The 19,035-nt window shown below is 42.3% G+C and carries 20 protein-coding genes and 1 pseudogene; 12 read left to right on the top strand and 9 right to left on the bottom strand.

What is annotated here, in order from left to right; translation table 11 throughout:
* Positions 1-17 precede the first annotated feature (17 nt).
* The 9 genes from fabG (at position 18) to SNAG_RS07845 (ending at position 7,828) form a co-directional block, all read left to right on the top strand.
* Positions 18-749, top strand: coding sequence for a 3-oxoacyl-[acyl-carrier-protein] reductase (fabG, locus tag SNAG_RS07885; RefSeq protein ID WP_096408208.1), 732 nt, complete (start codon positions 18-20; stop codon positions 747-749).
* A 25-nt stretch (positions 750-774) separates the two neighbouring features.
* Positions 775-2,010: a beta-ketoacyl-ACP synthase II gene (gene fabF / locus SNAG_RS07880; RefSeq protein WP_096408206.1), complete on the top strand. Its 1,236-nt coding sequence runs from the start codon at positions 775-777 to the stop codon at positions 2,008-2,010.
* Positions 2,011-2,012: 2 nt separating this feature from the next.
* The gene (accB, locus tag SNAG_RS07875) at positions 2,013-2,501 is read left to right on the top strand and encodes an acetyl-CoA carboxylase biotin carboxyl carrier protein (protein ID WP_096408203.1); all 489 of its coding nucleotides are present in this window, start codon (positions 2,013-2,015) and stop codon (positions 2,499-2,501) included.
* Positions 2,498-2,920 carry a 3-hydroxyacyl-ACP dehydratase FabZ gene (gene fabZ, locus SNAG_RS07870; protein ID WP_000565515.1) on the top strand — a complete coding sequence of 141 codons (423 nt, stop codon included), beginning with the start codon at positions 2,498-2,500 and terminating at the stop codon, positions 2,918-2,920. The genes accB and fabZ overlap by 4 nt, the downstream gene beginning before the upstream one ends.
* Before the next feature lie 11 nt (positions 2,921-2,931).
* Positions 2,932-4,299 carry an acetyl-CoA carboxylase biotin carboxylase subunit gene (gene accC, locus SNAG_RS07865; RefSeq protein ID WP_096408200.1) on the top strand — a complete coding sequence of 456 codons (1,368 nt, stop codon included), beginning with the start codon at positions 2,932-2,934 and terminating at the stop codon, positions 4,297-4,299.
* 35 nt (positions 4,300-4,334) lie between these two features.
* On the top strand, positions 4,335-5,201 hold the full coding sequence (accD, locus tag SNAG_RS07860) for an acetyl-CoA carboxylase, carboxyltransferase subunit beta (RefSeq protein ID WP_096408198.1): 867 nt from the start codon (positions 4,335-4,337) through the stop codon (positions 5,199-5,201).
* Positions 5,198-5,965, top strand: a complete 768-nt coding sequence (locus SNAG_RS07855; RefSeq protein WP_084946969.1) for an acetyl-CoA carboxylase carboxyl transferase subunit alpha — start codon at positions 5,198-5,200, stop codon at positions 5,963-5,965. Before accD ends, SNAG_RS07855 begins: the two co-directional genes overlap by 4 nt.
* Before the next feature lie 226 nt (positions 5,966-6,191).
* Entirely contained in the window at positions 6,192-6,917 is a 726-nt protein-coding gene (locus tag SNAG_RS07850) for a CPBP family intramembrane glutamic endopeptidase (protein WP_096408195.1), read from the top strand.
* Positions 6,918-7,102: 185 nt separating this feature from the next.
* The gene (locus SNAG_RS07845; RefSeq protein WP_096408192.1) at positions 7,103-7,828 is read left to right on the top strand and encodes a CPBP family intramembrane glutamic endopeptidase; all 726 of its coding nucleotides are present in this window, start codon (positions 7,103-7,105) and stop codon (positions 7,826-7,828) included.
* Positions 7,829-7,879: 51 nt separating this feature from the next.
* On the opposite strand, the gene nusB is transcribed toward SNAG_RS07845, so the two are convergent.
* The 9 genes from nusB to gatC all read right to left on the bottom strand — a co-directional run bounded on the left by nusB (position 7,880) and on the right by gatC (position 15,211).
* Positions 7,880-8,302, bottom strand: a complete 423-nt coding sequence (nusB, locus tag SNAG_RS07840) for a transcription antitermination factor NusB (RefSeq protein ID WP_096408190.1) — start codon at positions 8,300-8,302, stop codon at positions 7,880-7,882.
* Positions 8,295-8,684, bottom strand: a complete 390-nt coding sequence (locus SNAG_RS07835; RefSeq protein ID WP_096408187.1) for an Asp23/Gls24 family envelope stress response protein — start codon at positions 8,682-8,684, stop codon at positions 8,295-8,297. Before SNAG_RS07835 ends, nusB begins: the two co-directional genes overlap by 8 nt.
* Before the next feature lie 21 nt (positions 8,685-8,705).
* On the bottom strand, positions 8,706-9,266 hold the full coding sequence (efp, locus tag SNAG_RS07830) for an elongation factor P (protein WP_000568640.1): 561 nt from the start codon (positions 9,264-9,266) through the stop codon (positions 8,706-8,708).
* Positions 9,267-9,347: 81 nt separating this feature from the next.
* Positions 9,348-10,475, bottom strand: a complete 1,128-nt coding sequence (locus SNAG_RS07825; protein ID WP_096408185.1) for an SPFH domain-containing protein — start codon at positions 10,473-10,475, stop codon at positions 9,348-9,350.
* 8 nt (positions 10,476-10,483) lie between these two features.
* Positions 10,484-11,440: a zinc-ribbon domain-containing transport protein gene (locus tag SNAG_RS07820; RefSeq protein ID WP_096408182.1), complete on the bottom strand. Its 957-nt coding sequence runs from the start codon at positions 11,438-11,440 to the stop codon at positions 10,484-10,486.
* A gap of 104 nt (positions 11,441-11,544) precedes the next feature.
* The gene (locus SNAG_RS07815; protein WP_096408180.1) at positions 11,545-11,940 is read right to left on the bottom strand and encodes a hypothetical protein; all 396 of its coding nucleotides are present in this window, start codon (positions 11,938-11,940) and stop codon (positions 11,545-11,547) included.
* Positions 11,941-11,997: 57 nt separating this feature from the next.
* Positions 11,998-13,443 (bottom strand): Asp-tRNA(Asn)/Glu-tRNA(Gln) amidotransferase subunit GatB, encoded by a 1,446-nt coding sequence (gatB, locus tag SNAG_RS07810; protein WP_001008635.1) that lies wholly within the window; start codon positions 13,441-13,443, stop codon positions 11,998-12,000.
* Positions 13,443-14,909 (bottom strand): Asp-tRNA(Asn)/Glu-tRNA(Gln) amidotransferase subunit GatA, encoded by a 1,467-nt coding sequence (gatA, locus tag SNAG_RS07805; protein ID WP_096408177.1) that lies wholly within the window; start codon positions 14,907-14,909, stop codon positions 13,443-13,445. The genes gatB and gatA overlap by 1 nt, the downstream gene beginning before the upstream one ends.
* Positions 14,909-15,211, bottom strand: coding sequence for an Asp-tRNA(Asn)/Glu-tRNA(Gln) amidotransferase subunit GatC (gene gatC, locus SNAG_RS07800; protein ID WP_045617614.1), 303 nt, complete (start codon positions 15,209-15,211; stop codon positions 14,909-14,911). The genes gatA and gatC overlap by 1 nt, the downstream gene beginning before the upstream one ends.
* A 165-nt stretch (positions 15,212-15,376) precedes the next feature.
* On the opposite strand from gatC, the gene SNAG_RS07795 reads away from it, so the two are divergent.
* The 3 genes and pseudogenes from SNAG_RS07795 (at position 15,377) to imm47 (ending at position 19,019) form a co-directional block, all read left to right on the top strand.
* On the top strand, positions 15,377-16,069 hold the full coding sequence (locus SNAG_RS07795) for a YwaF family protein (protein ID WP_096408175.1): 693 nt from the start codon (positions 15,377-15,379) through the stop codon (positions 16,067-16,069).
* A gap of 143 nt (positions 16,070-16,212) precedes the next feature.
* Positions 16,213-17,757 carry a peptide chain release factor 3 gene (locus tag SNAG_RS07790; RefSeq protein ID WP_000155105.1) on the top strand — a complete coding sequence of 515 codons (1,545 nt, stop codon included), beginning with the start codon at positions 16,213-16,215 and terminating at the stop codon, positions 17,755-17,757.
* Between the two features lie 344 nt (positions 17,758-18,101).
* Positions 18,102-19,019 (top strand): annotated as a pseudogene (imm47, locus tag SNAG_RS07785) (Imm47 family immunity protein).
* The last annotated feature ends 16 nt before the right edge of the window (positions 19,020-19,035 follow it).

The following is a 19,035-nucleotide window of genomic DNA, read 5'->3' as shown; positions in this document are numbered from 1 at the left end:
GGAAACAGGAGAACAGAATGCAACTAAAAAATAAAAATATCTTTGTTACAGGTTCAAGTCGGGGTATCGGACTTGCTATTGCTCACAAATTTGCTCAACTAGGAGCCAATGTGGTTTTGAATAGTCGTGGAGAAATCTCAGAAGAATTGCTGGCTGAGTTTTCAAACTACGGTGTCAAGGTGGTGCCAATCTCAGGTGATGTTTCAGACTTTGCAGATGCAAAACGCATGGTGGAACAAGCAATCGCAGACCTTGGTTCGGTCGATGTCTTGGTCAACAATGCTGGGATCACTCAAGATATGCTTATGCTCAAGATGACCGAAGAAGACTTTGAAAAAGTGCTTAAGATTAATCTGACAGGTGCCTTTAACATGACCCAAGCTGTCTTGAAACAGATGATTAAGGCGCGTGAAGGTGCGATTATCAACATGTCCAGTGTGGTTGGTCTGATGGGAAATATCGGACAAGCCAACTATGCGGCTTCCAAGGCTGGATTGATTGGGTTTACCAAGTCAGTAGCACGTGAAGTTGCCAATCGCAATGTGCGCGTAAATGCTCTTGCACCAGGAATGATTGAGTCAGATATGACTGCTGTTTTATCTGATAAGGTCAAGGAAGCAACACTAGCGCAAATCCCTATGAAACAGTTTGGCCTGGCGGACCATATCGCGGATGCCACGGTCTTCTTAGCTCAACAAGATTATTTGACTGGACAAGTTCTCGCTGTTGATGGCGGACTTAGCATGTAAAAAAAGAAAGATATAGGTAAGACAGATGAAACTAAATCGAGTTGTAGTAACAGGTTACGGATTGACCTCTCCTATCGGAAATACCCCAGAAGAATTTTGGAACAGTTTGCAAACTGGAAAAATCGGAATTGGAGAAATCACTAAGTTTGATCATAGTGAATTTGCCGTACACAATGCGGCTGAAATTCAAGATTTCCCGTTTGATAAATACTTTGTCAAAAAAGATACCAACCGTTTTGATGATTATTCTTTGTATGCCTTGTATGCAGCGCAAGAGGCAGTGACACATGCCAACCTTGATGTAGAAACGGTTGATAAAGATCGTTTTGGTGTCATCGTTGCTTCCGGTATCGGAGGTATCAAAGAAATCGAAGATCAGGTTATCCGTCTTCATGACAAAGGCCCAAAACGTGTTAAACCAATGACACTTCCAAAAGCCTTGCCAAATATGGCTTCAGGAAATGTTGCGATGCGTTTCGGAGCAAACGGTATCTGTAAATCAATCAATACAGCCTGTGCCTCATCAAACGATGCCATTGGGGATGCCTTCCGTTCTATCAAGTTTGATTTCCAAGATGTCATGTTAGTTGGTGGATCAGAATCATCAATCACTCCTTTTGCCATTGCTGGGTTCCAAGCTTTGACAGCCCTATCAACAACAGAAGATCCAGCTCGTGCTTCTATTCCGTTTGACAAAGACCGTAATGGTTTTGTCATGGGAGAAGGTTCAGGGATGTTGATTCTTGAAAGCCTTGAACACGCTGAAAAACGTGGGGCGACCATCTTGGCTGAAGTAGTTGGTTATGGAAATACCTGTGATGCTTACCATATGACTTCACCTCATCCAGAAGGTCAAGGTGCAATTAAGGCTATGAAACTGGCTTTGGAAGAGGCAGAAATTTCTCCAGAGCAAGTGGCTTACGTCAACGCCCACGGAACGTCAACTCCTGCTAATGAAAAAGGAGAAAGTGGTGCTATCGTAGCTGTTTTTGGTAAAGAAGTACCTGTATCTTCAACCAAGTCCTTTACAGGACACTTGCTTGGAGCTGCAGGAGCAGTAGAAGCCATTGCTACTATTGAAGCCATGCGTCATAACTATGTACCAATGACGGCTGGAACAAGTGAGTTGTCAGACTATATCGAAGCCAATGTCGTTTATGGACAAGGCTTGGAGCAAGAAATTCCTTATGCTATTTCAAATACATTTGGTTTTGGCGGACACAACGCGGTTCTTGCTTTCAAACGTTGGGAGAATAAATAATTATGAATTTAAATGAGATCAAGGACTTGATGGCTCAATTCGACCAATCAAGTTTGAGAGAATTTTCTTATAAAAACGGACAGGACGAATTGCAGTTCAGCAAGAATGAAGCAAGAATAGTTTCTGAAGCACCAGCTCCAGTTCCTTCAGTGCCAGCTGCAGTGGCTCCTAGTCCAGTAGTTTCTGCCCCTTCAACTCCAGTAGAGAGTGCAGTGGAAGAAGCTCTAGCACCAGCTGAAACGACTGTTGCTCCAGAGGGTGATGTCGTTGAGAGTCCACTTGTAGGGGTGGCTTACTTGGCTGCTGGACCAGATAAACCTGCCTTTGTCACAGTCGGAGACAGTGTTAAAAAAGGTCAAACTTTGGTGATCATCGAAGCCATGAAGGTCATGAATGAAATTCCTGCACCTAAGGATGGTGTGGTGACAGAAATTCTCATTTCAAATGAAGAAATGGTTGAGTTCGGTAAAGGATTGGTACGTATCAAATGATCGATATTCAAGGAATTAAAGAAGCTCTACCCCATCGCTACCCTATGCTCCTAGTGGACCGTGTCTTGGAAGTGAGTGAAGATACTATTGTTGCCATTAAAAATGTCACGATAAACGAACCGTTCTTCAATGGTCATTTTCCTCAATACCCAGTTATGCCAGGTGTCCTTATCATGGAAGCATTGGCACAGACTGCGGGTGTCTTGGAATTGTCCAAGCCTGAAAACAAGGGAAAGTTAGTCTTTTACGCTGGCATGGACAAGGTCAAGTTTAAGAAGCAAGTTGTACCAGGTGATCAATTAGTCATGACGGCTACTTTTGTCAAACGTCGTGGTACGATTGCCGTGGTTGAAGCAAAGGCTGAAGTGGATGGCAAGCTTGCAGCGAGTGGTACTCTTACCTTTGCAATTGGAAACTAAGGAGGTTCTCCATGTTTCGTAAAATTTTGATTGCCAACCGTGGTGAGATTGCGGTTCGCATTATCCGAGCTGCGCGTGAATTGGGCATTGCAACCGTAGCAGTTTATTCAACTGCTGATAAGGAAGCTCTTCACACACTCCTAGCGGATGAAGCTATCTGCATCGGACCTGGTAAGGCGACAGAATCTTATCTCAATATCAATGCGATTTTATCTGCTGCAGTTTTGACAGAAGCAGAAGCCATCCACCCAGGTTTTGGTTTTCTTAGCGAAAACTCCAAGTTTGCCACGATGTGTGATGAAGTGGGGATTAAGTTTATCGGCCCTTCTGGCGCTGTAATGGATACCATGGGAGATAAGATCAATGCGCGTGAGCAAATGATCAAGGCTGGAGTTCCTGTTATCCCTGGCTCTGATGGTGAAGTTCATACTGCTGAAGAGGCCCTGGCAGTTGCAGAAAAGATTGGCTATCCAGTCATGCTTAAGGCATCGGCAGGTGGTGGTGGAAAAGGGATTCGTAAGGTTGAAAAGGCAGAAGACTTGGTCGCAGCCTTTGAGACAGCATCCAGTGAAGCCAAGGCAAATTTTGGGAATGGTGCTATGTACCTTGAGCGTGTGATTTATCCAGCTCGTCATATCGAGGTCCAAATCCTTGCTGACCAAGAGGGACACGTCATCCATCTAGGAGAACGGGATTGTTCTCTTCAACGAAATAACCAAAAGGTCTTAGAAGAAAGCCCGTCCATCGCGATTGGCAAAACCCTTCGTCATGAAATTGGTTCTGCGGCCGTTCGTGCAGCGGAGTCTGTTGGCTATGAAAATGCAGGGACGATTGAATTTCTTCTCGATGAAGCGAGTGGTAATTTCTACTTCATGGAAATGAATACTCGTGTGCAAGTTGAACACCCAGTCACAGAGTTTGTTTCAGGTGTGGATATCGTCAAGGAGCAGATTCGTATTGCGGCTGGACAACACTTGTCTGTTAAGCAAGAAGACATCGTCCTGCGTGGTCATGCTATCGAGTGTCGGATCAATGCAGAAAATCCAGCATTTAACTTTGCTCCAAGCCCGGGGAAAATTACCAATCTCTATCTACCAAGTGGTGGAGTTGGCTTGCGTGTGGACTCAGCAGTTTATCCAGGTTATACCATTCCCCCTTACTATGATAGTATGATTGCCAAAATCATTGTTCATGGGGAGAATCGTTTTGATGCCTTAATGAAGATGCAACGGGCACTTTATGAGCTTGAGATTGAAGGAGTGCAAACCAATGCAGACTTCCAGTTGGATCTGATTTCAGACCGTCGGGTTATCGCTGGGGACTACGATACTTCCTTCCTGATGGAAACTTTCTTGCCACATTACCAAGAAAAAGAATAGACTTTCAAAGAGTATGAGAACTAAAAGGGGGATTTATGGCTCTATTTAGTAAAAAGGATAAGTATATTCGGATCAATCCTAATCGATCCGTAAGGCAGGCACCACAAGCCAAGCCGGAGGTGCCTGATGAACTCTTCTCCAAGTGTCCTGGATGTAAGCACACCATTTATCAAAAGGACCTTGGGAGTGAGCGCATTTGTCCCCATTGTAGCTATACTTTCCGTATTTCAGCCCAAGAGCGCTTGGCTCTAACAGTTGATTCTGATAGCTTTGTGGAGATGTTTACAGGAATTGAAACTCAAGATCCCTTGAACTTTCCTGGTTACCAGAAAAAACTGGCTAGCATGCGTGAAAAAACAGGACTGGATGAAGCTGTCCTGACTGGTACAGCTAGCATCAAGGGACAAAAAGTTGCCCTTGGGATCATGGATTCAAACTTTATCATGGCGTCGATGGGAACCGTTGTGGGTGAAAAAATCACGCGCTTGTTTGAATATGCGACAGTTGAAAAGTTGCCAGTTGTACTTTTTACGGCTTCTGGCGGTGCACGTATGCAAGAAGGGATTATGAGCTTGATGCAGATGGCTAAGATTTCTGCGGCAGTTCAACGCCATTCCAAGGCAGGACTTTTTTACCTGACTATTTTGACGGATCCGACAACAGGCGGAGTGACAGCTTCTTTTGCTATGGAAGGTGACATTATCCTAGCAGAGCCCCAGAGTTTGGTTGGTTTTGCAGGGCGTCGTGTTATCGAAAATACAGTTCGTGAGACCTTGCCGGATGATTTCCAAAAGGCAGAATTTTTGCTTGAACATGGATTTGTGGATGCAATTGTCAAACGGAGAGAATTGCCAGATACAATTGCTAAATTAGTGAGATTGCATGGAGGAAGTCGCGGATGAATATTGCAAAAATAGTCAGAGAGGCACGCGAGCAGAGTCGCTTGACCGCACTTGATTTTGCCAATGGAATCTTTGATGAGTTTATCGAATTGCATGGAGACCGCTCTTTTCGTGATGATGGTGCGGTCATCGGTGGGATTGGCTGGTTAGGTGACCAAGCAGTCACAGTTGTTGGTATCCAAAAGGGAAAAAGTCTTCATGACAACCTCAAACGGAACTTTGGGCAACCCCATCCAGAAGGCTATCGCAAGGCTCTTCGCTTGATGAAACAGGCAGAAAAATTTGGTCGTCCAGTTGTAACCTTCATCAACACTGCTGGAGCTTACCCAGGTGTTGGAGCTGAGGAACGTGGACAAGGGGAAGCAATCGCTCGAAACCTGATGGAAATGAGCGACCTCAAGGTTCCAATCATCGCGATTATTATCGGTGAAGGAGGGTCTGGAGGTGCATTAGCACTAGCCGTTGCTGACCGTGTCTGGATGCTGGAAAATTCGATCTATGCCGTACTCAGCCCAGAAGGTTTTGCCTCTATCCTTTGGAAGGATGGAAGCCGTGCCATGGAGGCAGCAGAGTTGATGAAAATCACTTCACACGAACTCCTAGAAATGGGTATCGTTGACAAGGTAATCTCAGAAGCAGGGCTTTCCAGTAAGGAACTGCAAGCTCGTGTTAAAAATGAATTGCGTGCAGAACTTGACCGCTTGCAAGGCTTAGCCTTGGAACAGCTCCTCGAAGAACGTTACCAACGGTTTAGAAAATACTAAGAATGACTAAATGAGACTAGCAAGGTCTCATTTTTTATGGAAAAATGCAATTCAGGACGAAAAATTGACAGTTTAGGAGATGGATGGCACACTGGTCAAAAATGATTTATACTAGATATAGAAGTTTGTAATGTTTAAATGATTTTCAAACTCGAAAGGAAATTAGAAATCTAAATTACGGGAAAAAGTTGAATAGAGGAACAAGAAGTTAAGGAAGTTTGTAAAAATGAAAAAACTAGGGCATTTGGGAGTCTTTATCTTACTGGTATTTTTATCGGTTTATCTACCAGAGTTAGGGATTATGCATCTAACTAAGTTTTTAGGATGGGGGATAGATGGCTATTCTATCTTTTTAACAGTTGAAGTAATAGCTCTTTTGCTATTATTTATCTACTGGCTCAAAAAGAAAGAGATGCTCTATATTTTTGAGAAAAAGGGTTCAAAGAAGTCAAGATTCTTTTACCTTGTAGTTGGTCTAGTGGCTACTTATTTTGATCGTCAATTGGTGGATGCTTTTCAGTTACAGTTTCATCACCTAATTGATAACAAGTATATCTTTCAGGACCTTCTTTCGACTCTATACTCCAATGGTCAACCAACTTTTCTATCAACTGTTCTCAGTTTTAATTTAACAGTAGTCGTCGGACCTATATTAGAGGAACTGATTCATAGAGGGTACTTTATGAATACCTTTTTCCCCCAGTCCAAGTACTATCTGGATGTTATCCTATCTGCTCTTATCTTTGGACTTAGTCATTTGATCCTAACTCACCGAGATCCTATCAGTTTGATTATTTATAGTTTAGGCGGTCTCTTCTATGCCCTTGTCTACCGTTGGACAAAGAATCTAAAAATCACCATTCTGTGTCATAGTTTTTTCAACTTTCTCATTTATGCAAAACCCATCTGGATTTTTGTTTACAATTATATCTATTATCATTTTTTTAGATAGTGGAAGGCAAACACTTTTTCTAATTTGATAGGAAGATAGAGAAATCTTTTTTATCAATTTCTTGTTTTTCAATGGGTAAAGCAACCATTCAGGATGAAAAATTGACTTTTTTAAAAATAGTTGTTAATATAATAAAAGATATTTATGCTATAAAAATAAGTCGACAAAGATTTTTAGGAGTAAGTATGAAAAAACTAGGCCATTTGGGAATCTATACATTACTGGTATTTCTATCAATTTATCTACTAGACTACAGTAGTCTCTATCTGGCTAAGCTATTTGTCTGGGGTATGGATGGCTATTCTATTATTGTAGCAGTAGAGCAATTAGCTCTTTTAGTACTAGTTATCTATTGGCTTAAAAGGAAAAAAATGCTCTATATTTTTGAGAAAAAGGGCTCGAAGAAATCCAGATTCTTTTACCTTCTAGTTAGTCTAGTGGCTGCTTATTTTGTCCGTCAGTTGTTAAGTGCTTTTTACTTACAATTTAGTCACTTCATTAATAATCACTATATCTTTGAAGACCTTCTTTCGGTCCTATCCTTCAGTGAGCAATCTACTATTTTAACGACTTGCTTCTCTTTTATCTCAGTTGTCATTTTGGGGCCTATATTGGAGGAGATTGTTCATAGAGGCTATTTTATGAATACCTTTTTCCCTAAGTCCAAATACTACTTGGATGTCATCTTATCAGCTCTTATATTTGGGCTCAGTCATTTGGTATTGTCCCATCGCGACCCCATCAGTTTGATGATTTATTGTTTTTTCGGTCTTTTCTTTGCTTTAGTCTACCGTTGGACAAAGAATCTAAAAATCACAATCCTGTGCCATATTTTTATTAACTTTCTCATTCATGCAGATTTCATCTGGTTGTTGCTTTCTAATTTAATCTATGATCGTTTTTTTAGATAGAGTGAAGCAAAGAAAAAGTGTTTGACATTCGTCAAACACTTTTTCTTGTATTTAATTTTTTTCTGTTACAAATTGGCTAAGGAGTCCGTTGATAAAACGGGCAGATTTTTGATCTGCAAAACTCTTAGCAAGCTCTATAGCTTCATTAACAGCAACCAACTGAGGGGTGTCAAATGAAGTGATTTCAAAGACTCCCAAGCGAAGAAGGTTTCTCTCCACGAGTGTTAAACGCTCGATGGTCCAACCTGATTTTAAATGCTGTGTGATTTGCTTGTCTAGTTCTTCCTTTTTAGCTTGAACACCAGAAACTAGCTCTGTCAAAAAGGCTGGAAGTTGCACATCAGTATCTTCACGATCATGAGTATAGGCGAAACGACAAGCAGTTTCGACATCCGTACCGAACTCAAGACTCATGAGAGCTTGAAAAGCACATTTACGGAGTTGGCGTCTAGATTCTAATAGTGGACTAGTCATTGAGGAAGTCCTCGTCAAATAGATCTTTCAATTCAGGTTTTGGTGTTTTATCTGGAACGATACCTGCAACGTGGATATTGATAGCAGTTAGTTCTACATCAGCCATGTTGCGGACAGCATCTTTGACAGCTTTTTGGATAGCAACAGCTACCTTAGGAACTTTTACTCCGTACTCAAGGTAGAGATAGATATCAGTTGTGAGTTCTTCGTTCACGTTTTTAAGATAAACGCCGCGGCCGAGAGAAAGTTTTGAAAGGGTGTCAGATACTGATTTGTTTGAAAAAGAGTGTACACCCTCTACTTTTGCAGTAGCAATAGCAATGATTTTTTCAAGTACACGTGGGGCGATAACGATTTCGCCAAGTTGTTCTTCAATTCCCATAGAATGACCTCTTTCTAGAGATTAGGCACGAGAAACGTAAGTTCCTTCTGCAGTGTTGATAACGAGTTTTTGTCCTGCTTCGATGAAGTCTGGAACGTTTACGACAAGTCCAGTTTCCATCGTTGCTGGTTTACCAGAACCTGTAACAGTAGCACCTTTGATAGATGGTTGAGTTTCTGCAACTGTCAATTCAACAGTAGTAGGAACGGTAACACCGATTACTTCAGTTCCGTAGAATTGAATCTTCACATCTGAGTTTTCAAGGATGTAAAGCAATTCGTTTTCAACGTTGACTACAGGGATTTCGTATTGGTCGTAAGTTTCTGTGTTCATGAAGTAGGCTGTGTCATCCATTTTGTACAAGTATTGAGCTGGAACAGTCTCGATGATGGCTTGTTCAAATTTTTCCTCTGGACGGTAGCTTGTGTCAAATGTAGAACCAGTACGGACATCACGCAATTTCATACGCATGATGGTGTTTCCTTTACCTGGTTTGTGGTGGCTAGCTTCCAAAACGCGGATCAATTTTCCGTCAGCTGTTTCAAAGGTCATACCAGCCTTTAATTTACTTGCTTCAATCATGTTTTTACCTCTTTAATAAAATAATTTACTCTTTATTGTACCATAAAAGACGACATTACTCAAATGTCAGAAGGGGCTTAATTAGTTGACTGGTACGATATTTCCATCTTCGTCTTTGGTGACGAGAACGTATTTCCCATCAACTTCGATATAAAAATTCTTGCTAGTAGCTTGCCCAGTATTTTGAGCAGGCGCTTGATTTTGGGCTTGTTGGCTTAGTTGACCACCGAGAGTTTGGCCAAGATTCATTCCCATAAACATGTTCATCCCATTGCCATTCCCTTCGTTGGCAGCTGCAGCAATAAGCGCTTCGTTACGAGCGCGGCGTTCTTCAATCTCAATCGTGTTGTACTTCATTGCCACGAGCTCACTGTCGAGCTTGCGAACGATATCAAGACTTTCTTGGTCGTAGCTGAGGTCTTCAAGCAAGATATTAGTTGCTTCAATCCCGTAGAGACCTGTCCAAACCTTGTTGACTTCTTGTTTAGCGAGTTCGTTAAAGGTATCTTGGTTGGCATTGAGGCTATAGATATCAACCTTGTTTTCGTTGGTGTATTTGGCAATGGCAATCGCAATTTTCGGTGCAATATTTTGACGGAGCGTTCCTTGAGCTACATCCTGGAGAGTGAATGGCTGTCCGTCAGTAATTTGACGGCTAACAGAGCTCACATAGAAGAGGACTGGATCAGCGATTTTTACATCAAACAAGCCATAGAAACGGATGTTGAGCAGTTGTTGGTAACGTTCGCTGAAGTATTCGACCGCATTTTGTGTGCCGAACTTATTGCCCGCCATGGGTTGCATGCGGATAAAGATAATTTCCTGTTGGGTGATGACTTGTCCACCAAAAGAGAAACGGTTTTTAAAGTTTTCCCAAGTGCCTTTTAAACCACCTTTTTCAAGGAGCCAGGCGTTATCACCAGCTTGCCATTCGTGGCTACCAGCTTCGAGAACTTCACCAAGGAAGGTACCGTTGTTTACCAAAACAGCGCTATAGCCTTGAGGAACGATAACTACACTGCCATCTGACAAGAGGCCTGTGTTTTGATTGCTGTGACGAGAACGTCCATCTGGGTCTTTTGTGAGTAGTTGTCCCTTGATGGCCAAGGCATCGCCAGAGACATTGTCTGGAAGGACAATGACTTCCTTGAATTTACTATCATTAAAACTATTTAAGCCTGCTGATAAGGCTGCACGTATAAATCCCATAATTCCTCCTAATTATAAAGCTCGTCTTCATCCACAACATCATAGGTATCCAGTACCCATTGGTTTGGACTGCGAGAGAGATTGGCACCACAGTAGTCGCACTCGCTAACTGCAGAGATTTTCAATGGGGCGCCACAGTTTGGACAGTGGTCACTCACAACTTGGTCTGGATTGACTGCTTGCGTTTGGCTACCGTGTTGACGGATAAAGTTCAATTGATACACGGTGAAGAGATCTTTTTTAGGATCTCCTTCAAGGACACGGCGAGTCTCATCGTCAATGACATAGTCCCGCAAGGTAGACGATAGGATTACGACTAAGGTATCGTTTCCGTCAGGATTTTCAATGAACTCCTTGATGCGAACATTTTCGATACAAACTTTCTCTAAAACATTGGTTGTCTTAGCTCGGATGTGATCTTCTAATTGCGTGCTGTGCTGTGAATAGAGACTAGTACTTTCTAAAGCTCGGACAGAGTTCCAATTTTTCTCAGTCCAGGCGACCTGTAATTTAAGGTAGACTTCCTTAACCCAAGAAATGAAGGCATCAGCGTCAAAGTTTGGTTCCCCATATTTTACACGACTAATGGCCAAAGTGTTATGTTCAATTCGTCGGTGGATTGGTTGATAGTTGGTATTACTGTGGCTTGTGCTTGAATTATTTGCTTTATTTTTTAAGGATTCAACGATAACAACTAGTATGATTCCTCCGACTAATATGAACATAAATCCTAGATAGGGAGAGCTAGTAGAACTACTAGAGGATGACCCGTATCCAGAGCGGTAGTAGTGGTAGGATGAGCCGCCAGAACGACTTCCTCCTCCACTTGAGCGGCTACTACTTCTGGAGCTACTGCGACTGCTGCTACCACTTCTGGAATGTCCGACACCTGCATCAACGATTTGAGGCACGGATAGAAAAACAAGTAATAAACAGGTCATTAAAAGAGCATAAAACTTTTTCATGTGTCTCCTAACTATATGATTGGAAAGGTAGAATTCTGAATTCGAATGATTATTAAACTATTAATAACTAATAACCTTTAAAATAATCTAAGATATACTAGGCGTTATTTACTAGCATTTGGCTTCTTTATGGAATGGCGCTCGATGAGCCATCCCACAAACCACCCTATTGCTAGCAAGTAATTTTCAAAAGCACCGATAGCATTTACAGGAGAGTGATACTCCATATAATTGAGTAAGTGATTTGTTCCTATTCCAATTCCGCCAATAATGAGAGCAAGAAGTGCGATTCGTAGATAGAACCAATCGTATTTAATATTGATAGCGAGAATAATAATCAATACAGCTAAATTCCATATTCCAATTTCTCGTTGCCAACCAGCAGATATTCCGTACCCGGAGTGGCTTCCCATGTATGATGGAAAGAAAATTTGTAGTATAGAAGCGCCTAACATAGCGATGATGACTAAGACAAATAGCAATCGTAAAAATTTGTTCATTTATTCTCCTTGTCTCATTCTCGTTTTAAAAGTAGAAAAAAGTGTTTAAAGAGTAAATTACTCACTTTCTTTCAACTTGGCCAATTCTTGTGCAAGGAGTTTAAGAGCAACTTGTGGGTTGGCTTGGCCTTTGGTTGCCTTCATAAGGAATCCTGTGAAGGCCTTGTCTGCGTTTCGTTTGCCTGACTTGAAGTCGGCAACAGCAGCTTCGTTATCAGCAAAGACTTGGTGGATAATTGGAATCAGAACATCTGGATCAGAGATTTGAACCAAGCCTGCTTTTTCCACGTATTCACGCGCGCCACCGCCATTTTTAGCTAGGTGGACAAAGACTTTCTTGGCGATCTTAGAAGAGATAGTACCGTCTTCGATGATGGCAATCATTTCTACCAAGTTTTCTGGTGTCAATTCGATTTGTTCCAGTGTTTTACCTTCGGCGTTCAAGAACTGAGCGACTTCACCTTGGAGCCAGTTAGAGACTTGTTTGGCATCGCCACCGAGGGCAACAGCTTTTTCAAAGAAGTCAGAAGTGACTTTGTTTGCCGTCAACTGGCTGGCATCGTAGTCTGACAAGCCAAGGTCAGATACGTAGCGCGCACGGCGTTCTTTTGGAAACTCTGGCAATTCTGTACGCATTTCCTCAATCCACTCATCTGAGATTTCAAAGAGTGGTAGGTCTGGTTCTGGGAAGTAGCGGTAGTCAGCAGCGCCTTCCTTAACACGCATGAGGATGGTTGCCTTGTTAGCTTCATCGTAACGGCGTGTTTCTTGGCGGATTTGACCACCTGAGCGAAGGATTTCAGCTTGGCGTTGGACTTCGTATTCAAGACCCTTACGAACGTTTGAGAAGGAGTTGAGGTTCTTCAACTCAGTCTTGGTACCGAATTTTTCTTGACCATAAGGACGAAGGGAAATGTTGGCATCCACACGCATCGAACCTTCTTCCATCTTAACGTCAGAAATGCCAGCGTACTGGATGACTTCCTTGAGGGCTGTTAGATAAGCATAGGCTTCTTCTGGGGAACGCATGTCCGCTTCAGATACAATCTCAATCAATGGCACCCCTTGGCGGTTGAGGTCAACATAAGAGTAGCCATCTGTACCGTGGGTGTTTTTACCAGCGTCTTCTTCCAAGTGGGCGCGTTCGATACCGATTTTCTTGGTCGTACCGTCTTCTAGCTCCACTTCAATCCAACCGTTATAACCGATTGGCTCATCAAACTGGGAAATTTGATAGGCTTTTGGATTATCAGGGTAGAAGTAATTCTTGCGATCGAAGTGCATGTGCTTGTGGATGTCCATGTTGAGGGCAAGAGCTGCCTTGATACCAGCATCGACAACCCCTTTATTGAGAACTGGCAGAACTCCTGGGAAAGACCAGTCAATCACGTTGGTGTTGGCATTTTGGTCATTTCCAAAGTGGGCAGAAGTAGGTGAGAAGATTTTTGAATTGGTGTTGAGCTCTACGTGGACTTCAAGTCCAATGACTGTTTCAAAGTTCATTAGTTGTCACCTCCAAAAATCACGGGTTGTTGTTTGTGGTAGTCTGTTGTTGCTTCAAAAGCAGCAGCAACTTGGTAAATGGTTTCCTCAGAATACTTAGGACCAATCAATTGTAGACCGACTGGGAGACCTTGAGAGAATCCAGCAGGAATTGAAATTCCTGGGAGGCCTGCCAAGTTGACTGGGATGGTCAAGAGGTCAGCCAAGTACATGGCAACTGGGTCGTGGTTGAGTGAGTCCAAGTCATAAGCAACACTTGGAGCAGTTGGTCCCAAAATCAAGTCATAATCCGCAAAGACGTTTTCGAAATCTTGGATGATGAGGGTACGGACTTGTCCAGCCTTCTTGTAGTAGGCATCGTAGTACCCTGATGAGAGACTGAAAGTACCCAGCATGATACGGCGTTTAACCTCTTCACCGAAACCTTGGCTACGGCTGTTTACATAGATTTCATCAAGGTTGCTTGCATCCTCTGCACGATAGCCGTAACGGATACCGTCAAAACGTTGCAAGTTTGAGGAAGCTTCTGATGAAGCGATGATATAGTAAACGGCAACACCGTATTTTGAGTGAGGAAGGCTGACTTCTTCGACGATAGCGCCAAGTTTCTCAAAGTGTTTGGCTGCCTTGATAATGGTTTCTTTAACTTCTGGGTCAATTCCTTCACCGAGGTATTCTTTAGGCAAAGCAATTTTCATGCCCTTGATGTCTTGACCGATTTTTGAAGTAAAGTCGGCAATGCGGACTGGAGCAGAAGTAGAGTCTTTTGCATCTTCGCTGGCAATAGCATTGAGCAAGAGAGCATTTTCCTTAACAGTTGGTGCGAAAGGTCCGATTTGATCTAGTGAGCTACCGAAAGCAATGAGACCGAAACGTGAAACTGTTCCGTAGGTTGGTTTGAGACCAACAATCCCGTTGAAGGCGGCAGGTTGGCGGATGGAACCACCAGTATCAGAACCGAGTGACAAGCGGACTTGCCCTGACGCTACAGCTGCAGCAGAACCACTTGATGAACCACCAGGAACCTTGCTGTGGTCCCAAGCGTTTTTAGTGGCACCATAGTGAGATGTTTCACCAGAACCCCCCATGGCAAATTCGTCCATGTTGGTTTTTCCGACAACAATCATACCCTTAGCTTTGGCATTGGCAACGGCTGTCGCATCAAAGATAGGCTCGTAGTTGTAGAGCATTTTAGAGGCAGCAGTTGTGAGGATACCGTCGGTAGAGATATTATCCTTAACAGCCAATGGAATTCCTGAAAGGACATTGTCCGCGTCAATTCCCGCTTCATCAATAGCCTTAGCTTGAGCAAGGGCTTGTTCTTCAGCGATAGAGACAAAAGCATTGATAGCTTCCTCACGAGACTTGATATCTTCAAGTGTTGCTTGAGTTAATTCAGTTGCTGAAATCTCCTTAGAAACAAGGAGATTGTGCAAGTCTTCAATGGTTTTATTGTTGAAAGTCATTAGGCATCTCCTCCATCATCTAGGATAGCTGGTACCTTGATATAGTAGTTGTCTTTTTCAGGTACGTTTTTAAACAAGCGATCACGGTCAGTTCCTTCTTCGGCCACATCAGGGCGGAGTACGGTCTTGCGGTCAGCCATAGTTGTAGTAGGTGCGATACCAGTTGTGTCGACTTCGCCCAGCAATTCAACCATATCAACAATTTTAGACAAGGTTGTCGCAAAGGCAGCAGTTTCTTCTTCAGAGAATCTTAATTTTGAAAGATTGGCAACGTGTGTTACCTCTTCTTGCGTAATTTTCATCTTGCATCCTTTCGTGAAATGATGATTTTTAGTCTGTTCTATTTTACCATAATTTCCTATAAATAAGGGAGCCAAACTGAAAAGAAATAGAAATTGAAAAATCGCTTTTAATTCGCTATAATGGTTAAACTAGAGAATAGAAAAAATAAGAGTTAGGATAGAAATATGTTCCATCAATTTATCACCAGATCTCAAACGGTTCCTCCTCCCATTTCGCTCTTTTGGTATGGGATCATGATGCTTACTTTAGTACTTTGTATTTATGGAGCGCTTGTTTATCACAAAAATCCGAAATTTGTCCGCTGGTTTAAGGGGATTCAGATCCTCCAGTTGCTAGCCCTATATAGTTGGTATGTTGGTTTTGGGATTCCATTTTCTAACAGCCTTCCATTTTACCATTGCCGTTTGGCTATGTTTGCGGTGGTTTTCTTGCCCGATAAATGGCGGAGCAAGCAATATTTTGCCCTCTTAGGAGCAAGTGGAGCGGTCTTTGCTTTGGTTTACCCTGTTTTTGACCCCTATGATTTTCCCCATATCACCAGTTTTTCATTTTTGATTGGGCACTATGCCCTTCTAGTGAATTCCTTGCTTTACTTGATGAATCACTATGACAAGACCTTGCTTAAGAAGTATATGATTGTAGCCTATACCTTCATTCTCAACCTCTTTCTAGTTGGGGTAAATCAGGTGACGGGTGGAAATTATGGTTTGTTAAACAAGACACCTTTTATTCCGGATGCCCCCTTGTGGCTAAAGTACCTTCTTGTGTCCGTCATCCTCTCACTAGCACTGGTTCTTTTTGATATCTTGTTCAAAAAACGGTGGAAAAAGAGAAATCAGGTGCAATCTGTGCTCTAGCTCGCCTTTTCATCGGATGAGCAATTAAAAAACTCCCCAAAATCCGATATAATGGAGAGTTGAAAGGAATGGTAAAATCCAATGTAAACATCATTCTTAGCTACTGAAACAACTAAAAATAGAAAATCAAAGAAAGAGAACTTATGACTATTCAAGAAGAAATAAAGAAACGCCGTACCTTTGCCATCATCTCCCACCCGGACGCCGGGAAAACAACTATCACTGAGCAATTGCTCTACTTTGGGGGCGAGATTCGTGAGGCTGGTACGGTTAAAGGAAAGAAAACAGGGACTTTTGCCAAGTCTGACTGGATGGATATTGAGAAACAACGTGGGATTTCTGTTACGTCATCTGTTATGCAGTTTGACTATGATGGCAAGCGCGTGAACATCCTCGACACACCAGGGCACGAGGACTTCTCAGAAGATACCTATCGTACCTTGATGGCGGTGGATGCTGCGGTCATGGTCGTGGACTCTGCCAAGGGTATCGAGGCCCAAACCAAGAAATTGTTTGAGGTTGTGAAGCACCGTGGCATTCCCGTCTTTACCTTTATGAACAAGCTGGACCGTGACGGTCGTGAGCCACTGGACCTCTTGCAAGAGCTAGAAGAAGTCCTAGGTATTGCGAGCTATCCTATGAACTGGCCAATCGGGATGGGGAAAGCCTTTGAAGGCTTGTACGACCTCTATAACCAACGTTTGGAACTTTATAAAGGGGATGAGCGTTTTGCCAGTCTGGAAGAAGGGGATAAGCTATTTGGAAGCAATCCTTTCTACGCTCAGGTTAAGGACGATATCGAACTGTTGCAAGAAGCAGGAAATGAATTTTCAGAAGAAGCTATTCTTGCAGGAGAACTGACTCCGGTCTTCTTCGGTTCAGCCCTCACTAACTTTGGGGTGCAGACCTTCCTTGAGACCTTCCTTAAGTTTGCTCCAGAACCACATGGTCACAAGAAAACAGATGGCGAAATTGTGGATCCTTATGATAAGGATTTCTCAGGATTTGTCTTTAAAATCCAAGCCAACATGGACCCTCGTCACCGTGACCGCATTGCCTTTGTCCGTATCGTATCAGGTGAGTTTGAGCGAGGGATGAGTGTCAATCTGCCTCGTACTGGGAAGACTGCCAAGCTTTCTAATGTCACCCAGTTTATGGCAGAAAGTCGTGAGAATGTGACCAATGCTGTTGCAGGTGATATCATCGGGGTTTACGATACCGGTACTTATCAGGTTGGAGACACCTTGACGGTTGGAAAAAACAAGTTTGAATTTGAACCCCTTCCAACCTTTACACCTGAGATTTTCATGAAAGTTTCTGCTAAGAACGTTATGAAACAAAAATCCTTCCACAAGGGTATCGAACAATTGGTGCAAGAAGGAGCCATTCAGCTTTATAAGAATTACCAAACAGGCGAGTACATGCTAGGTGCTGTCGGACAACTCCAGTTTGAAGTCTTTAAGCACCGTATGGAAGGCGAGTACAATGCCGAAGTGGTCATGAGCCCAATGGGTAAAAAGACCGTTCGCTGGATCAAGCCTGAGGACCTAGACGAACGCATGTCTTCTAGCCGCAATATCTTGGCAAAAGATCGTTTTGACCAACCTGTCTTCCTCTTTGAAAATGACTTTGCCCTTCGCTGGTTTGCAGACAAGTATCCAGACGTAGAGTTGGAAGAAAAAATGTGATTCAGTAAATTTATTTGAATGTGTAACAATCTAAGTAACTAACGCCAAGTTTCTATGGAACTTGGCTAGGCGCTCCACTAGTAAAGTTTTACGAATATTATCGATTCGTGGATTTTTCCGTCGTAACGTGTAGTGAGAGGGCTAGCAACCTGCCTTACTAATTCATCAGCGAAAATAATCGTTTTCGCCTCTTTGTGTCTACTAATTAGTATGGCATTTTACTTAAATGCGTCGTAAGAAAAGTCCTTGAATGTTTTTGATTTGTTGATTTTTTGTTTGAATGGATAAACGGCCACCCTCGAGGTGGTCTTTTGTGGTTTATCAAACGCTGATCCATATGGTTTATGGTATACTGGGATTGTAAAGCTAGTAAAATTGGTGATAACTTAGCATCGGTCAGAAAGCCAGTAACAAATTTCAAAATAAAGTATATAGATAAAAGGAGAATGGGGATGGGGAACAAATTGTTAATACCAGGAATGTCGTTCGGTCACGTTAGTTCAGTAGCGCTTGAAGATTTAAAAAGGAGCTTACTTTCAGTAAATGATGAGAGAGAATGTATTTTACTGATTGCTGAAATCTTAAAAAGGGGAGATTTTACAGTAAAAAACTTGCTGATTAACTTGATGAACCAGACAAAAGATGAAGCAGTGCTCAATCTTTGTATTCGATTGTTTTGTCCAGTGTGTACACATGATGATTTAAAAAAGGTGGAGAATTTTCGTTTTTTAAGTTCCGCTTCAGAATTTGCGGTATTTACTTTTGCTGCTGGCGCTGTGGAAACAATGTCCTATGAAGTCGTTCCTTACCTTCTTACTCTGTGGGAGGAGTGGGAAGATACAGAAACCGAAGTGGAGTAAGCTATTCAAGATGCTTTGGATAGCTTTCTCAACTATCGTTCAATTATAGACGAAGATGCAAGTTTAGAAGAAGTTGGAAGCTTATATTTTGATGTAATAAAGAACAAGAACTTAGATTGCTATTATTACAAAACTCTTCAGGTTTTTCCTGGTTTATTTACACAAGAAATTATGACTGCTCTATACATCGCTGCTCAAAAAGAACAGAAATACCATCTTTATCTTCAAGCTTCCCTTCTGTCTATGTTTACAGGCAAGCAAGTCCCAGTGGACACCAATACTCTTATTTCAAAAAATGAAATTGATTTGATGGTTCCTTATATTGATGAGTTGTCAGACAAAGACTGGACGGAAGGTATGAAATATTTTTACGGCCATCCAGTTGAAGGACTTGTAGAATAATGAAGATGCATCATAA

This window comes from Streptococcus sp. NPS 308 (genome assembly GCF_002355895.1).
Lineage (GTDB): Bacteria > Bacillota > Bacilli > Lactobacillales > Streptococcaceae > Streptococcus.
Note: the sequence above shows the minus strand (reverse complement) of the source record. Positions and strands in the feature narration are given on the sequence as shown.

Coding starts and splice junctions, on each gene's coding strand:
- fabG (WP_096408208.1), top strand. CDS start 18: ATGCAACTAAAAAATAAAAATATCTTTGTTACAGGTTCAAGTCGGGGT.
- fabF (WP_096408206.1), top strand. CDS start 775: ATGAAACTAAATCGAGTTGTAGTAACAGGTTACGGATTGACCTCTCCT.
- accB (WP_096408203.1), top strand. CDS start 2,013: ATGAATTTAAATGAGATCAAGGACTTGATGGCTCAATTCGACCAATCA.
- fabZ (WP_000565515.1), top strand. CDS start 2,498: ATGATCGATATTCAAGGAATTAAAGAAGCTCTACCCCATCGCTACCCT.
- accC (WP_096408200.1), top strand. CDS start 2,932: ATGTTTCGTAAAATTTTGATTGCCAACCGTGGTGAGATTGCGGTTCGC.
- accD (WP_096408198.1), top strand. CDS start 4,335: ATGGCTCTATTTAGTAAAAAGGATAAGTATATTCGGATCAATCCTAAT.
- SNAG_RS07855 (WP_084946969.1), top strand. CDS start 5,198: ATGAATATTGCAAAAATAGTCAGAGAGGCACGCGAGCAGAGTCGCTTG.
- SNAG_RS07850 (WP_096408195.1), top strand. CDS start 6,192: ATGAAAAAACTAGGGCATTTGGGAGTCTTTATCTTACTGGTATTTTTA.
- SNAG_RS07845 (WP_096408192.1), top strand. CDS start 7,103: ATGAAAAAACTAGGCCATTTGGGAATCTATACATTACTGGTATTTCTA.
- nusB (WP_096408190.1), bottom strand. CDS start 8,302: ATGACTAGTCCACTATTAGAATCTAGACGCCAACTCCGTAAATGTGCT.
- SNAG_RS07835 (WP_096408187.1), bottom strand. CDS start 8,684: ATGGGAATTGAAGAACAACTTGGCGAAATCGTTATCGCCCCACGTGTA.
- efp (WP_000568640.1), bottom strand. CDS start 9,266: ATGATTGAAGCAAGTAAATTAAAGGCTGGTATGACCTTTGAAACAGCT.
- SNAG_RS07825 (WP_096408185.1), bottom strand. CDS start 10,475: ATGGGATTTATACGTGCAGCCTTATCAGCAGGCTTAAATAGTTTTAAT.
- SNAG_RS07820 (WP_096408182.1), bottom strand. CDS start 11,440: ATGAAAAAGTTTTATGCTCTTTTAATGACCTGTTTATTACTTGTTTTT.
- SNAG_RS07815 (WP_096408180.1), bottom strand. CDS start 11,940: ATGAACAAATTTTTACGATTGCTATTTGTCTTAGTCATCATCGCTATG.
- gatB (WP_001008635.1), bottom strand. CDS start 13,443: ATGAACTTTGAAACAGTCATTGGACTTGAAGTCCACGTAGAGCTCAAC.
- gatA (WP_096408177.1), bottom strand. CDS start 14,909: ATGACTTTCAACAATAAAACCATTGAAGACTTGCACAATCTCCTTGTT.
- gatC (WP_045617614.1), bottom strand. CDS start 15,211: ATGAAAATTACGCAAGAAGAGGTAACACACGTTGCCAATCTTTCAAAA.
- SNAG_RS07795 (WP_096408175.1), top strand. CDS start 15,377: ATGTTCCATCAATTTATCACCAGATCTCAAACGGTTCCTCCTCCCATT.
- SNAG_RS07790 (WP_000155105.1), top strand. CDS start 16,213: ATGACTATTCAAGAAGAAATAAAGAAACGCCGTACCTTTGCCATCATC.